Here is a 14220-nt window from a genome sequence, read left to right as displayed (position 1 = left end):
ATCCCGGCGGGCCCGGGCAGCTCCTCCCGACGAGCCCCGGCGCGAAATCAACCCCCCGCATACGGGAGAATCGAGCCACTTGCACGTCACCGCGGGGAGGAACCGTGTCCGGATTCGTCGAAAAGCCCGAGCCGATCGAGGTTCCGGGCCTGGTGCATCTGCACACCGGCAAGGTGCGCGAGCTGTACCAGAACGAGGCCGGCGACCTCGTGATGGTCGCCAGCGACCGCATCTCCGCATACGACTGGGTGCTCCCCACCGAGATCCCCGACAAGGGCCGCATCCTCACCCAGCTCTCCCAGTGGTGGTTCGACCAGATCGCCGACCTTGTCCCGCACCACGTTCTGAGCAGCGACCTTCCGCCCGGCGCCCCCGCCGACTGGGAGGGCCGCACCGTCGTCTGCAAGTCCCTGCGGATGATCCCGGTCGAGTGCGTCGCCCGCGGCTATCTCACCGGCTCCGGCCTCGCCGAGTACAAGGAGACCCGCACCGTCTGCGGCCTCGCCCTCCCCGAGGGCCTGGCCGACGGCTCGGAACTGCCCGCGCCGATCTTCACGCCCGCAACGAAGGCGGAGGTCGGCGAGCACGACGAGAACGTGTCGTACGAGGAGGTGGCCCGGCAGGTCGGAGCGGAGACCGCGGCGCAGCTGCGCCAGGCCACGCTGGCCGTCTACAGCCGCGGCCGCGACATCGCCCGCGACCGCGGAATCATCCTCGCGGACACGAAGTTCGAGTTCGGCTTCGACGGCGAACAGCTCGTCATCGCGGACGAGGTGCTGACCCCGGACTCCTCCCGCTTCTGGCCCGCCGACGAGTGGCAGCCGGGCCGCCCTCAGGCCTCGTACGACAAGCAGTACGTGCGCGACTGGCTGACCTCCCCCGACTCCGGCTGGGACCGGGGGAGCGAGCAGCCCCCGCCGCCCCTGCCCGAGCAGGTCGTCTCCGCGACCCGCGCCAAGTACGTGGAGGCGTACGAGCGCCTGACCGGCACAAGCTGGTCGTAAAACGAGTCGCAAACACGAAGAAGCCCCCGGCCGATCACCGGGGGCTTCCTCTTCCTGAGCGGACGACGAGGTTCGAACTCGCGACCTCAACCTTGGCAAGGTTGCGCTCTACCAGCTGAGCTACGTCCGCATTGCGCCGTTGCGCGACAGCTACTATACCCAACCTCGCTCCCGTGCGAGACGCGCCGCCGTGTGCCGGTTCTCGGCCCCCAGTTTGGACGCGGCCGACGAGAGATAGTTGCGTACGGTGCCCTGCGACAGCGCGGCCCGCTCCGCGATCTCCGCGACCGGCGCGCCCTCGGCCGCCAGCTCCAGCACCTCGGCCTCACGCGAGGTCAGCGGCGAATCGCCGGCGGCAATCGCGTCGGCCGCCAACTCCGGGTCCACATAACGGTTGCCGGCATGCACGGTACGGATGATCTCCGCGAGCTTCTGCGCGCTGACGGTCTTCGGCACGAACCCCCGCACCCCCGCCTCAAGAGCCCGCTTCAGATGCCCCGGCCGCCCATGACTCGTCACGATCAGCACCCGGCACCCGGGCAGTTCAGCCCGCAGCGATGTGGCCACCTTCACACCGTCCGCACCGGGCATCTGAAGATCCAGTACAGCCACGTCCGGCGCATGGGCCCGAGCCATGGCCAGCGCCTCGGGCCCCGAAGCCGCCTCCGCCACCACGAGCAGATCGTCCTCCAGCGCGAGCAGCGCGGCCATCGCCCCCCGGATCAGATGCTCATCATCGGCAAGCAACAGCCGAACACGCTGTACGGCCGTCATGAGGCGAACCTCTCGCTGATCCCCTCACCCATCGCCTTACGCACCGGGCCTGGACCGGAGGGCGACAGGGCCTTCGAAGACGAAGCCGCCGAAGCCGCCGAAGCCGCGGACGACGAGTCCGGCGAGGGTGCCGGAGGCGACAACGCGGAGGAAGGCAACGGCACCTGAGCCACCACCCGGAACATCCCACCCCCGGCAGGCCCCGCCTCCAGAGTCCCGTCCACCGCCGAGAGCCGCTCCCGCAGCCCCGCAAGCCCGGACCCGGTCCCGCCGCGCGAGTCCGGTGGCGCCCCGTCGTTCTCCACGGTCAGCACGGCAAGGCCGCCCGCCGCCCGCAGCGAGACGTCACAGCGCTCGGCGTTCCCGTGCCGCAGCACATTCGTGGTCGCCTCCCGCACCACCCAGCCGAGCGCCGACTGGACCGCCGCGGGCAGCCCGGCCGTGGAGCCGGTCACCGTGCAGTTGATCCCGGCCGCGTTCAACACTCCCTGCGCACCGGCGAGTTCGGCACCGAGCTCGGCCTCGCGATAGCCGCGTACGACCTCTCGTACTTCCTTCTGCGACTCCTGCGCTATCCGCTGCACCTCGATCATCTGCTCCACGGCCTCCGGCCGCTCACGCCGCGCGAGCTGCACGGCCAGTTCGCTCTTGAGGGCTATCACCGCCAGATTCCGTCCCATCACATCGTGCAGATCCCGCCCGAACCGCAGCCGCTCCTCGGCCACGGCGAGCCGGGTCCTGGTCTCACGGGCCGCGTCGAGCTCGTAGACGGAGTTGAGCAGCCAGACGGAGAACGCGGAGACGAAGGTGTAGAACCCGGCGGCGAGCAGCACCACACCGACCCTGAGGAGTGCCGCGAGTGCGGGGTCGCCCACCGACAGCGAGTAGGCGCCGCAACCCAGGGCGTAGCCCATGACTATGTAGGCCATGCGCCGGTGCTCGCGCACGGCGAGTGCGAGCGTGCCGGTCCCGAAGCCCAGGACACCGATGAACGCCGCCGCCGCAGCTGCTGTGGACGTCTCGTCACCTTCCGGGCCGCGTGTCGCAAGGGTGATGGCCACGACGGCGATAACGGCGGTGGTCACCGCGAGCACCCCCAGCAGCCGCACCGGCCGCGCCCGGGTGCCGCGGGTCCAGTCCAGGGCCCGCGACGCGAACACCGCGCAGAGCGCCGCGTGCCCGACGACCGTCAGGAACAACACCCAGGACAGGGACGAGGGCACCTTCCCGAAGGACGGCAGCCCGAAGGTGGCGACCTCCACGAGCGCGAGGAAGTGGAACGACCAGCGCGTATACGTCTCCACCTTCGCCGGAGTGCTCTTCCCCCGCCACCAACTCCCGGCCCTGCGCATGTCGTTACCCCCCTGTGCGTACGCCGTCATCGCCGCGATTCCCCCGCAACCACCGTCGCACAGCGGTCCAGCCGGAGCAGTGCACGCTGTCATCACTGCCCATGACAAATGTCATCCACCCGGGAGCCGACGCACGAACCGGAAGCGAGCACATGAAAAGACCCCGGTCGCTGGGACCGGGGTCTTATCTCTGAACTTCTGATGCTGGAGCGGACGACGAGGTTCGAACTCGCGACCTCAACCTTGGCAAGGTTGCGCTCTACCAACTGAGCTACGTCCGCATTGCATCCGACCGGCTCTCACCGATCGGCGCGAGCACCACCTTACCTGATCCAAAAGGATGCCCGGTAAGAGATGCAGAGCGGGTGACAGGAATTGCACACTGCGCCTTCCCCCTGGAAGGGGGATGTTCTACTACTGAACTACACCCGCGTAACTCCGTGAGCTGCGGCCTTTCGGCCCGGCCCTTCGGCGTGCTTCAGACTCTAGCTGACCAGCCGGGGTGCAGCGCAAGTCGGTTGTCCCCAGGGCCCGCCGGCGAACCCTGGGGCACCCCTCACTGAGCCGCGGTGAACGCCTCGTACACCTTCTTCGGGATCCGCCCCCGCGCAGGCACGTCCATCTTGTTGGACTGGGCCCAGGCCCGGACGGCCGCCGGGTCGGGAGCCACCGCCGTCTGCCGGTAGGTCTTGCCGGAGCGTGAGTGCTTGCGGCCGGCGTCCACGTAGGGCGCGAGCGCCTTGCGCAGTTCCTTGGCGTTCGTTTGGTTGAGGTCGATCTCGTACGACTTGCCGTCCAGACCGAAGACGATCGTTTCCGCCGCTTCCGAGCCGTCGATGTCGTCGAAGAGAGTGACTACGACACGCTGCGCCACGAATATCGGTCCCTTCGTGCGGCATCTCTGGCGGCAACGTGCGATGACGTGCGGAGATGCCGACTGTTGGCTGATTTATAGAGCGGTATGGAGTCTGTGGAGTGTACGGACTCACGGATGGAGCGAACGAGCAAAGTATCGCCTATTGCCAATTCCGCTGTACAGCTTCTGCGCTACTGCTTCCGTTGTACAGCCCTTGCTCAATGCATTGTGGAGCACGACTTAATCGGTCTCGGTGTCCCACCGCAATAGGGTTCCGGATGTTGATCCGGATCTTTCCCTGGATTTTCCGTGAAGGAAGCCTGTCGATGCGTAATCGTGATGGCCGTCACGTAGATTCCTACCAATCTACTCGCGTAGAAATCTGAGCCGGGTAGTCTGAAGGAACCTGCTCAGCACCACACACCGGGAGTGCCAGTGGCACGCGTCGTAGTCGACGTCATGCTCAAGCCGGAGATCCTCGACCCCCAGGGCCAGGCGGTGCAGCGTGCACTGCCGCGCCTCGGTTTCCAGGGCATCTCCGACGTACGTCAGGGAAAGCGCTTCGAACTCGAGGTGGACGGGCCGGTCGATGACACCGTGCTCGCACGCATCCATGAACTCGCCGAATCCTTCCTCGCCAACACCGTGATCGAGGACTTCGCCGTCAAGGTGGAGGAAGTGAAGGCGGAGGCGGGAAAGTGACCGCTCGTATTGGCGTCGTCACCTTTCCGGGCAGCCTCGACGACCGGGACACGCAGCGTGCGATCCGGCTCGCGGGTGCCGAGCCGGTGGCGCTGTGGCACAAGGACAAGGACCTCAAGCAGGTCGATGCCGTGGTGTTGTGCGGCGGTTTCTCCTACGGCGACTATCTGCGCGCCGGCGCCATCGCGCGCTTCTCGCCCGTGATGGAGACCGTCATCGAGCAGGCGAAATCGGGAATGCCGGTACTGGGCATCTGCAACGGTTTCCAGATCCTCACCGAGGCCCATCTCCTCCCCGGCGGGATGCTCGGAAATGATCACCTTCACTTCATCTGCCGTGACCAGAAGCTGCGGGTGGAGAACGCGGAAACGGCCTGGACCGTCGACTACGACGCGGGCCAGGAGATCAACATCCCGCTGAAGAACATGGAGGGGCGGTACGTCGCCGACGAGCGCACCCTCGACATGCTGGAGGCGGAGGGCCGGGTGGCGTTCCGTTACCTGGCCCGCGGCGCAGCCGCTGATGGATACGGCAACCCCAATGGCTCGATGCGTGACATCGCCGGTATCAGCAACGAGGCCGGCAATGTCGTAGGCCTGATGCCGCACCCGGAGCACGCCGTGGAGCCCCTCATCGGGACCGGCCGCACCGACGGCCTCCCCTTCTTCACCTCGATCCTCAAGAAGCTGGTCAACGTATGAGCCGCACTCCTTTGGACACGGTCGAGCACGCGGCCGCGACCCCGGACGTCGAGCTGCCCTGGGCCGAACTCGGTCTGAAGAAGGACGAGTACGAGCGCGTCGTGGAGATCCTCGGCCGCCGGCCCACCGGTGCCGAACTCGCCATGTACTCGGTCATGTGGTCCGAGCACTGCTCGTACAAGTCGTCGAAGGTGCACCTGCGCCAGTTCGGCGAGAAGGCGCCCCAGTCCGACGCCCTGCTCGTCGGCATCGGTGAGAACGCCGGCGTCGTGGACGTCGGTCAGGGTTACGCGGTCACCTTCAAGGTCGAGTCGCACAACCACCCCTCGTACGTCGAGCCCTACCAGGGCGCGGCCACAGGCGTCGGCGGCATCGTGCGCGACATCATCGCGATGGGTGCCCGCCCGGTCGCCGTCGTGGACCCCCTCCGTTTCGGTGCGGCGGACCACCCGGACACCAAGCGCGTACTCCCCGGTGTCGTCGCCGGCATCGGCGGTTACGGCAACTGCCTGGGCCTGCCGAACATCGGCGGCGAGGTCGTCTTCGACGCCTGCTACCAGGGCAATCCGCTGGTCAACGCCGGTGCCATCGGTGTCATGCGGCACGAGGACATCCACCTCGCGAAGGCCTCCGGCGCGGGCAACAAGGTCATTCTGTACGGGGCTCGTACGGGCGGTGACGGCATCGGCGGCGCCTCGATCCTGGCCAGCGAGACCTTCGACGACGCGAAGCCGTCGAAGCGCCCCGCAGTCCAGGTCGGTGACCCCTTCCAGGAGAAGCTGCTCATCGAGTGCACCCTGGAGGCGTTCCAGGAGAAGCTGGTCGTCGGCATCCAGGACCTCGGCGCGGCGGGTCTCTCCTGCGCCACGTCCGAGCTGGCGTCCAACGGCTCCGGCGGTATGCGCGTGACGCTGGACGACGTACCGCTGCGCGACTCGACCCTCTCGCCCGAGGAAATCCTCATGAGCGAGTCACAGGAACGCATGTGCGCGGTCGTGGAGCCGGAGAAGGTCGACCGGTTCCTGGAGATCTGCGACAAGTGGGACGTCATCGCGACCGTCATCGGTGAGGTGACGGACGGCGACCGGCTTGAGATCTACTGGCACGGCGGCAAGATCGTCGACGTCGACCCGCGCACGGTCGCGCATGACGGTCCGGTCTACGAGCGCCCTTACGCCCGTCCGTCCTGGCAGGACGCCCTCCAGGCGGACGACGCCAACAAGCTTCCGCGACCGGCCGGTTCGGACGAGCTCAAGGACCAGGTCCTGAAGCTGGTCGCCTCGCCCAACCAGGCCTCCAAGTCCTGGATCACCTCCCAGTACGACCACTTCGTGCAGGGCAACACGGTGCTGGCCCAGCCCGAGGACTCGGGCATGATCCGTATCGACGAGGCGTCCGGACTCGGCGTCGCGATCGCCACGGACGGCAACGGGCGGTACACGAAGCTCGACCCGTACGCGGGCGCGCAGTTGGCGCTCGCGGAGGCGTACCGCAATGTCGCCACCACCGGCGCCAAGCCGCTCGCCGTCTCCGACTGCCTGAACTTCGGCTCGCCCGAAGACCCGGCGGTGATGTGGCAGTTCGCAGAGGCCATCCGCGGACTGGCCGACGCCTGCCAGCAGCTGGGCACTCCGGTGACCGGCGGCAACGTCTCGCTCTACAACCAGACGGGCGAGGCGGCCATCCACCCGACCCCGGTCGTGGCCGTACTCGGCGTGATCGACGACGTCGCCCGCCGTACGCCGGTCGCCTTCCAGGAGGAGGGCCAGCTGCTGTACCTCCTCGGCGACACCCGTGAGGAGTTCGGCGGTTCGGCCTGGTCACAGGTGGTCCATGACCACCTCGGCGGGCTGCCGCCTCAGGTGGACCTTGAGCGCGAGCGGCTGCTGGCCGAGATCCTGATCTCCGCCTCCCGCGACGGAATGATCGACTCCGCGCACGACCTGTCCGACGGCGGCCTGATCCAGGCGGTCGTCGAGTCGGCGCTGCTCGGCGACAAGGGCGCGCGCCTGATCGTCCCGGACGGGCTCGACGCGTTCACCCTCCTCCTGTCAGAGTCGGCGGGCCGTGCGGTCGTCGCCGTACCGCGCTCGGAGGAGCTCCGCTTCAACGACATGTGCGGCGCCCGGGGCCTGCCCGCCACCCGCATCGGTGTCGTCGACGGTGACGTGGTCGAGGTCCAGGGCGAGTTCACGCTCACCCTGGCCGAGCTGCGCGAGGCGCACGAGGGCACGATCCCGGCGATTCTGGCCTGATATCCCGTACGCCCCTGAAGCCCCCGCCCGGACTCCGGGCGGGGGCTCTTCGGCTCATCGGACGTAGTCCTTGAGGGCACGGCATCGGCGTGCCCCGCAACCGAGAGATCTTCGAGGCACCGGCCGCCGCGGACTCGCACGCCTAGGGTGATGGACATGCCACCGGCCAAGAAGCGCACCCGTGCATACGACCCCGTCAAGATCCGCGCCGCCGTACTGGCCCAATTCGGGAACGTACAGGCAGCCGTCCGCACCCTCACCCCCGAGCAGCTCACGCAACCCACGCGGCTCGGCGACTGGACCGTACGAGAACTGGCCGCCCATATCGCCGCGGCCGTCGAGAGCGTCAGCCGGACCTTCGACCTGGAGCCACCGGCGAAGGCCGAACTCGCCCTGCTGGACTGGCCGTCCGCGACCATCGCCCCCGCGCTCGCCGCCGCCAACGCCGACCGCACCCGCGACTTCGCCCGCGAGCACCCGGACCTCGACGCGCTGTACGCCCGCACCGAGCAGCGGCTGTCCGAGCGGCTGGCCGCCACCGCGGGCGAGCGACTGCTTGCCACCCGCCCCGGCTTCATGACCCTCGCCGACTACCTCGTCACCCGCACGGTGGAGCTGGTTGTCCACACCGACGACCTGAACGCCGCCGTGCCGGGCCTCGACATCCCGTACGACCGTCAGGCCCTCGCTGCCTGCACCCGCCTGCTCGCCGACGCGCTCGCCGCGAAGGCGCCCGGCGCCTCCACTGAGGTCCGCGTTCCGCCGTTCGCGGTCGTGCAGTGCGTCGAGGGTCCCCGGCACACCCGCGGAACCCCGCCGAATGTCGTGGAGACCGACCCGCTGACCTGGATCCGGCTCGCGGCCGGGCGTACGGAATGGCGTACGGCCCTCGACGACGCCAAGGTCAGCGCCAGCGGCGAGCGAGCCGACCTGGGCGGACTGCTCCCGCTGATGGGCTGAGCAGCCGGGGATGGGCAGGAAGTTGCGCGAAAATGGAAGGGAACCAACAACCCCACCCGTCCCGTCACAGCGACATGCGAACGCAACGGCTAACTCTCAGCGTCCTGGCGGTCACCGGCCTGCTCGCCACCGCGGCCTGCGGCACGGAGAAAAGTGACGACGGATCCGCGTCCGTCGGCGCCGGGCAGCAGACGAAGATCACCGGCAAGCACTGGAAAGTGGACAGCGTGAACGTCGGGGGCACCACGTACGACGCCCCGGCCGACGCCCACATCGAGTTCGGCGAGGACGGCAAGGTGGGCGGCAACTACGGCTGCAACCACTTCGGGGCGACCGCCGAGATGCAGGGCGACACGATCAAGGTCGGCTCCGACACCCTGCAGACCAAGATGGCCTGCGGTGAGAAGCCGATGGAGTTCGAGTCCAAGATGGCCGAGACGCTCTCCGAGAGCACGATCACGACCAAGGTCGACGGCGACAAGCTGACGCTCACCACCAAGGACGGGCACACGGTGAAGCTCACCGCCCAGAAACCGGCCAAGCTCCAGGGCACGAAGTGGAACGTCACCGGCAGCACCAACAAGGGGGGCACGGTCACCGCGCTGGCCTCCGAGGCCGAGGGCAAGGTCCACCTCACCTTCGACGGCAAGGGCACCGTCCGCGGTCAGCTCGGTTGCAACAAGGTGTCGGCAAAGGCGACGGTCAGCGACGGGCAGATCACTCTGGGATCCCCATCCACCACCCGCATGATGTGCTCCCCCTCACTCATGGACACCGAAAAAGCCCTGCTGAAGCTCTTCAACGGCAAGGCCACCTATGAGCTGAAGCACCGCACCCTCACCCTGACCAGCGAAAACGGCAGCGGCGTCGAAGCCGTCGCCGCCAAGTGATCCACAACGAGCCCGAATCCCCCATTCGGACCAGCGGCCGACCTCGCCTACACTCGGTGGCGTGCCACGTGGTGACGGTCGACTCAGTCATGATCTGCTCCCCGGCGAGAAAGGCCCCCAGGACGCTTGCGGCGTCTTCGGAGTCTGGGCTCCCGGTGAAGAGGTCGCCAAGCTCACTTACTTCGGGCTGTACGCCCTCCAGCATCGGGGCCAGGAATCCGCGGGAATCGCGGTCAGCAACGGCTCCAAGATCCTCGTCTTCAAGGACATGGGCCTGGTGTCCCAGGTCTTCGACGAGGCCGCACTCGGCTCCCTCCAGGGTCATATCGCGGTCGGTCACGCCCGCTATTCGACCACCGGCGCCTCGGTGTGGGAGAACGCCCAGCCCACGTTCCGTGCCACGGCGCACGGCTCCATCGCGCTGGGCCACAACGGCAACCTGGTCAACACGGCCCAGCTCGCCGAGATGGTCGCCGACCTGCCCAAGCAGGAGGGCCGCACTCCGCGTGTGGCGGCCACCAACGACACCGACCTGCTCACGGCGCTCCTCGCCGCCCAGGTCGACGAGGACGGCAAGCCGCTGACCATCGAGGAGGCCTGCGCCAAGGTCCTCCCGCAGGTCAAGGGCGCCTTCAGCCTCACCTTCATGGACGAGCACACGCTGTACGCGGCCCGCGACCCACAGGGCATCCGCCCCCTGGTTCTCGGCCGCCTGGAGCGCGGCTGGGTGGTCGCCTCCGAGTCCGCGGCTCTCGACATCTGCGGTGCCAGCTACGTCCGCGAGATCGAGCCGGGCGAGTTCGTCGCCATCGACGAGAACGGCCTGCGCTCCTCGCGATTCGCGGAAGCGAAGCCCAAGGGCTGTGTCTTCGAGTACGTGTATCTGGCCCGCCCGGACACCGACATAGCCGGCCGGAACGTATACCTCTCGCGCGTCGAGATGGGCCGCAGGCTCGCCAAGGAAGCCCCCGTCGAAGCCGATCTCGTCATAGCGACTCCGGAGTCCGGCACGCCCGCCGCGATCGGTTACGCGGAGGCCTCCGGCATCCCCTTCGGCGCGGGCCTGGTGAAGAACGCGTACGTCGGCCGGACCTTCATCCAGCCTTCACAGACAATCCGCCAGCTCGGCATCCGCCTGAAGCTGAACCCCCTCAAGGAAGTCATCAGGGGCAAGCGCCTGATCGTCGTGGACGACTCGATCGTGCGCGGCAACACGCAGCGCGCGCTCGTACGGATGCTGCGCGAGGCGGGCGCGGCCGAGGTCCACATCCGGATCTCCTCGCCGCCCGTGAAGTGGCCCTGCTTCTTCGGTATCGACTTCGCCACGCGCGCCGAGCTGATCGCCAACGGCATGACGGTCGATGAGATCGGCAAGTCCCTGAGCGCCGACTCCCTGGCGTACATCTCCATCGACGGCATGATCGAGGCGACCACCATCGCCAAGCCGAACCTCTGCCGCGCCTGCTTCGACGGCGAGTACCCGATGGACCTCCCGGACCCCGAACTGCTCGGCAAGCAGCTCCTGGAGACGGAGCTGGCGGCGGGCCCGGCGGCCACGGCCGCGGCCGACGCGATCCGTCGCCCGTAAGCCCGTACCAACCAACCCGAAGGTTCTCAGGCAATGTCTGCTGCATCTGATCAGTCGACTCCGGCCCCGGGCACTGCTGGTGCTTCCTACGCGGCCGCCGGCGTCGACATCGAAGCGGGCGACCGCGCCGTGGAGCTCATGAAGGAGTGGGTGAAGAAGACGCAGCGCCCCGAGGTCCTCGGCGGCCTCGGCGGCTTCGCCGGCCTCTTCGACGCCTCCGCCCTCAAGCGCTACGAGCGCCCGCTGCTTGCCTCCGCCACAGACGGCGTCGGTACGAAGGTCGACCTCGCCCGGCAGCTCGGTGTGTACGACAGCATCGGCCACGACCTGGTCGCGATGGTCATGGACGACATCGTGGTGTGCGGCGCCGAACCGCTCTTCATGACCGACTACATCTGCGTCGGCAAGGTGCACCCCGAGCGCGTCGCCGCCATCGTGAAGGGCATCGCCGAGGGCTGCGTCCTCGCGGGCTGTGCGCTCGTCGGCGGCGAGACGGCCGAGCACCCCGGGCTCCTCGGCCCGGACGACTTCGACGTCGCGGGCGCCGGCACGGGAGTGGTCGAAGCCGACCGGCTCCTTGGCGCCGATCGCATCCGCAAGGGGGACGCGGTCATCGCCATGGCCTCCTCCGGCCTTCACTCGAACGGGTACTCGCTCGTCCGCCACGTCCTCTTCGACCGCGCCGGGCTCAGCCTCGACCAGCACGTCGAGGACTTCGGCCGCACCCTCGGCGAGGAGCTCCTGGAGCCCACCAAGATCTACTCCCTGGACTGCCTGGCCCTCACCCGCACCACCGAGGTCCACGCCTTCTCACACGTCACCGGCGGCGGGCTGGCGGCCAACCTGGCCCGAGTGATCCCCGACACCCTGCACGCAAGGGTGGACCGCACCACCTGGGCCCCCGCCCCGGTCTTCGACCTGGTCGGTACGACCGGCCGGGTCGACCGCCTGGAGCTGGAAAAGACCCTGAACATGGGCGTGGGCATGATCGCGATCGTCCCCGAGGAATCAGCGGACGTGGCGCTGGCCACACTCGCCGACCGAGGCGTGGACGCATGGGTCGCAGGCGAGATCACAGACCGCGAGGACCACGAGACGGGCGCGGAGCTGAACGGCGACTACGCCGCGTAACCGTACTTGCCGAAGTCCGGTGCAGGTCACCGCGCCCCCTCAGGGGCACCCCGGTCAGGGGCGCGGAGCCCGCAGCTTCAAAACCGCGAACCCAGCGGAGCGCCGCGCACAGCGCAAAACCCGGTCCGGTGCGTTAACCGCTCCGGACCGGGTGAAGCGCTGCTAAGACAGTCAAGCGCCGCGACGCTGCTGTTGCGACGAAGGACCGGACTCGTCGTCCTCGTCCTCATCGTCGTCGTTGTACAGATCCGCGTACTGGGCGTACGGGTCATCGTCTTCGTCATCCTCGAACGGCTCGCCATTCGGCGGCTGATTCGAAGTCGAAGCGCCCAGCTCACTGGCCAGACGCGACAGGTCAGTCCCGCCGCTGTTGTACTTCAGCTGGCGGGCGACCTTCGTCTGCTTGGCCTTGGCCCGGCCGCGCCCCATGGCTCGACCCCCTCGGTGACGGGGCTCGACGGCCCCAGAGTCTTGACACGCGTTCATGATCTGGAACGGGCTCTCCGCAGAGAGACCGGTCCGTAGGGCTTCCACGGTACCTGAGCCCACGCCCATACGGTACGTCGCCCGCAGGACGTGCCGCCGCCCAGGACCCTCGGGGAGCCCTGTCCCCGCTGGTCAACCGCGATTTTAACCTCTTCTGGACGTACGACCCGCCGACGAACGTGAGAGTAATCTCCAACGCCCGTCGGCGGGTACCCCGCCGGAGACCCGGGCTCCGCCGCGGCCTCAGTGGCGCCGCGCCTCCGCCATCCGCTGCTCGGCGATCCGGTCGGCCGCCGCGGCCGGCGGAATCCCGTCTTCCTTCGCGCGTGCGAAGATCGCCAACGTGGTGTCGTAGATCTTCGCGGCCTTCGCCTTGCACCGCTCGAAGTCGAACCCGTGGAGCTCGTCGGCGACCTGGATGACACCGCCCGCGTTCACGACGTAGTCCGGCGCGTACAGGATCCCGTGGTCGGCGATGTCCTTCTCGACGCCCGGGTGCGCGAGCTGGTTGTTGGCGGCACCGCACACGATCCTCGCGGTGAGGGCGGGCACGGAGTCGTCGTCGAGGGCCCCGCCCAGCGCGCAGGGGGCGTAGATGTCGAGGCCGTCGACGCGGATCAGTTCGTCGGTGTCCTTGACGGCCAGTACGTCCCGGTGCTGCTCGGTGATCCGCCGTACGGCCTCCTCGCGCACGTCCGTGACGAAGACCTCGGCGCGCTCCGCCACGAGGTGTTCCACCAGGTGGCGGCCCACCTTGCCGACGCCGGCGATGCCGATCCGGCGGGCCCGCAGCGAAGGATCGCCCCACAGGTGCTGGGCCGAGGCCCGCATGCCCTGGTAGACGCCGTACGCGGTCAGCACGGAGGAGTCGCCTGCTCCGCCCTTCTCCGGTGAGCGGCCGGTCGTCCAGCGGCACTCCTGGGCCACGACGTCCATGTCGGCCACGTACGTGCCGACGTCGCACGCCGTGACGTACCGACCGCCGAGCGAGGCCACGAATCGGCCGTACGCGAGCAGCAGCTGCTCGGTCTTGATCTTCTCGGGATCGCCGATGATCACGGCCTTGCCGCCGCCGTGGTCGAGCCCGGCCATGGCGTTCTTGTACGACATCCCGCGCGACAGGTTCAGCGCGTCGGCGACGGCCTCTTCCTCGCTCGCGTAGGGGTAGAAGCGCGTGCCGCCGAGGGCGGGGCCCAGGGCGGTCGAGTGGATGGCGATGACGGCCTTGAGGCCGGTGGCGCGGTCCTGGCAGAGCACGACTTGCTCATGACCTCCCTGATCCGAGTGGAACAGGGTGTGCAGGACGCCGTTGGTTACGTCGGTCACGGTGGTGACTCCTGGGTAAGTAGCGGCGGTTCTGGGGCGGGGCCCGTAGGGGTGGCGGGTTCCGTGACATTGAGATTAGAGCTTCCGCGTTCCCGCCACTGGCGCGGTGCTCAGGATCACCTTCTCTCGGAGTACGGTCACGTTGTGCCATCGGACGCTGTGCAGTGTGTCCCCGCGCCCCCGCGCGGGGGTTTC

Annotated in this window: 13 protein-coding genes and 3 tRNA genes; 8 read left to right on the top strand and 8 right to left on the bottom strand. The window is 68.4% G+C overall.

What is annotated here, in order from left to right:
• The first annotated feature begins 104 nt into the window (after positions 1-104).
• On the top strand, positions 105-1004 hold the full coding sequence (locus ACGFNK_RS25715) for a phosphoribosylaminoimidazolesuccinocarboxamide synthase (RefSeq protein WP_393419570.1): 900 nt from the start codon (positions 105-107) through the stop codon (positions 1002-1004).
• Between the two features lie 57 nt (positions 1005-1061).
• On the opposite strand, the gene ACGFNK_RS25710 is transcribed toward ACGFNK_RS25715, so the two are convergent.
• The 6 genes from ACGFNK_RS25710 to ACGFNK_RS25685 form a co-directional block, all read right to left on the bottom strand.
• Positions 1062-1134 (bottom strand) — tRNA-Gly (locus tag ACGFNK_RS25710).
• 23 nt (positions 1135-1157) lie between these two features.
• Positions 1158-1778, bottom strand: a complete 621-nt coding sequence (locus tag ACGFNK_RS25705) for a response regulator (protein WP_393419568.1) — start codon at positions 1776-1778, stop codon at positions 1158-1160.
• Positions 1775-3130, bottom strand: a complete 1356-nt coding sequence (locus tag ACGFNK_RS25700) for a sensor histidine kinase (protein WP_393419908.1) — start codon at positions 3128-3130, stop codon at positions 1775-1777. Before ACGFNK_RS25700 ends, ACGFNK_RS25705 begins: the two co-directional genes overlap by 4 nt.
• Positions 3131-3335: 205 nt before the next feature.
• Positions 3336-3411 (bottom strand) — tRNA-Gly (locus ACGFNK_RS25695).
• A 79-nt stretch (positions 3412-3490) separates the two neighbouring features.
• Positions 3491-3562, bottom strand: a tRNA-Gly gene (locus tag ACGFNK_RS25690).
• A gap of 124 nt (positions 3563-3686) precedes the next feature.
• Positions 3687-4004, bottom strand: a complete 318-nt coding sequence (locus ACGFNK_RS25685; protein WP_386340442.1) for an Lsr2 family protein — start codon at positions 4002-4004, stop codon at positions 3687-3689.
• 417 nt (positions 4005-4421) lie between these two features.
• On the opposite strand from ACGFNK_RS25685, the gene purS reads away from it, so the two are divergent.
• The 7 genes from purS (at position 4422) to purM (ending at position 12213) form a co-directional block, all read left to right on the top strand.
• Positions 4422-4688, top strand: a complete 267-nt coding sequence (gene purS / locus ACGFNK_RS25680) for a phosphoribosylformylglycinamidine synthase subunit PurS (RefSeq protein ID WP_165342945.1) — start codon at positions 4422-4424, stop codon at positions 4686-4688.
• Entirely contained in the window at positions 4685-5389 is a 705-nt protein-coding gene (gene purQ / locus ACGFNK_RS25675; protein ID WP_393419566.1) for a phosphoribosylformylglycinamidine synthase subunit PurQ, read from the top strand. Before purS ends, purQ begins: the two co-directional genes overlap by 4 nt.
• Positions 5386-7644: a phosphoribosylformylglycinamidine synthase subunit PurL gene (gene purL, locus ACGFNK_RS25670; RefSeq protein ID WP_393419564.1), complete on the top strand. Its 2259-nt coding sequence runs from the start codon at positions 5386-5388 to the stop codon at positions 7642-7644. Before purQ ends, purL begins: the two co-directional genes overlap by 4 nt.
• 156 nt (positions 7645-7800) lie before the next feature.
• Entirely contained in the window at positions 7801-8604 is an 804-nt protein-coding gene (locus ACGFNK_RS25665; protein WP_393419562.1) for a sterol carrier family protein, read from the top strand.
• A gap of 74 nt (positions 8605-8678) precedes the next feature.
• A complete protein-coding gene (locus tag ACGFNK_RS25660; protein ID WP_393419560.1) occupies positions 8679-9494 on the top strand; it encodes an META domain-containing protein in 816 nt (271 codons plus the stop codon).
• A 61-nt stretch (positions 9495-9555) separates the two neighbouring features.
• Complete coding sequence (gene purF, locus ACGFNK_RS25655; RefSeq protein ID WP_393419558.1) at positions 9556-11082, top strand: amidophosphoribosyltransferase; 1527 nt, start codon at positions 9556-9558, stop codon at positions 11080-11082.
• 33 nt (positions 11083-11115) lie between these two features.
• On the top strand, positions 11116-12213 hold the full coding sequence (gene purM / locus ACGFNK_RS25650; protein ID WP_393419556.1) for a phosphoribosylformylglycinamidine cyclo-ligase: 1098 nt from the start codon (positions 11116-11118) through the stop codon (positions 12211-12213).
• A 171-nt stretch (positions 12214-12384) separates the two neighbouring features.
• Here the strand turns inward: purM and ACGFNK_RS25645 are convergent, their stop codons facing one another.
• Entirely contained in the window at positions 12385-12642 is a 258-nt protein-coding gene (locus ACGFNK_RS25645) for a DUF3073 domain-containing protein (protein WP_386340466.1), read from the bottom strand.
• Between the two features lie 300 nt (positions 12643-12942).
• Positions 12943-14025, bottom strand: a complete 1083-nt coding sequence (locus ACGFNK_RS25640) for a Leu/Phe/Val dehydrogenase (protein ID WP_393419554.1) — start codon at positions 14023-14025, stop codon at positions 12943-12945.
• Between the last annotated feature and the right edge of the window lie 195 nt (positions 14026-14220).

This window comes from Streptomyces sp. NPDC048825 (assembly GCF_043198355.1).
Classification (GTDB): Bacteria; Actinomycetota; Actinomycetes; order Streptomycetales; family Streptomycetaceae; genus Streptomyces; species Streptomyces xiangluensis.
This window is presented reverse-complemented; position numbering and strand designations above follow the sequence as displayed.

Coding starts and splice junctions, on each gene's coding strand:
- ACGFNK_RS25700 (WP_393419908.1), bottom strand. CDS start 3,130: ATGCGCAGGGCCGGGAGTTGGTGGCGGGGGAAGAGCACTCCGGCGAAG.
- ACGFNK_RS25660 (WP_393419560.1), top strand. CDS start 8,679: ATGCGAACGCAACGGCTAACTCTCAGCGTCCTGGCGGTCACCGGCCTG.
- ACGFNK_RS25645 (WP_386340466.1), bottom strand. CDS start 12,642: ATGGGGCGCGGCCGGGCCAAGGCCAAGCAGACGAAGGTCGCCCGCCAG.
- ACGFNK_RS25665 (WP_393419562.1), top strand. CDS start 7,801: ATGCCACCGGCCAAGAAGCGCACCCGTGCATACGACCCCGTCAAGATC.
- purM (WP_393419556.1), top strand. CDS start 11,116: ATGTCTGCTGCATCTGATCAGTCGACTCCGGCCCCGGGCACTGCTGGT.
- purL (WP_393419564.1), top strand. CDS start 5,386: ATGAGCCGCACTCCTTTGGACACGGTCGAGCACGCGGCCGCGACCCCG.
- ACGFNK_RS25705 (WP_393419568.1), bottom strand. CDS start 1,778: ATGACGGCCGTACAGCGTGTTCGGCTGTTGCTTGCCGATGATGAGCAT.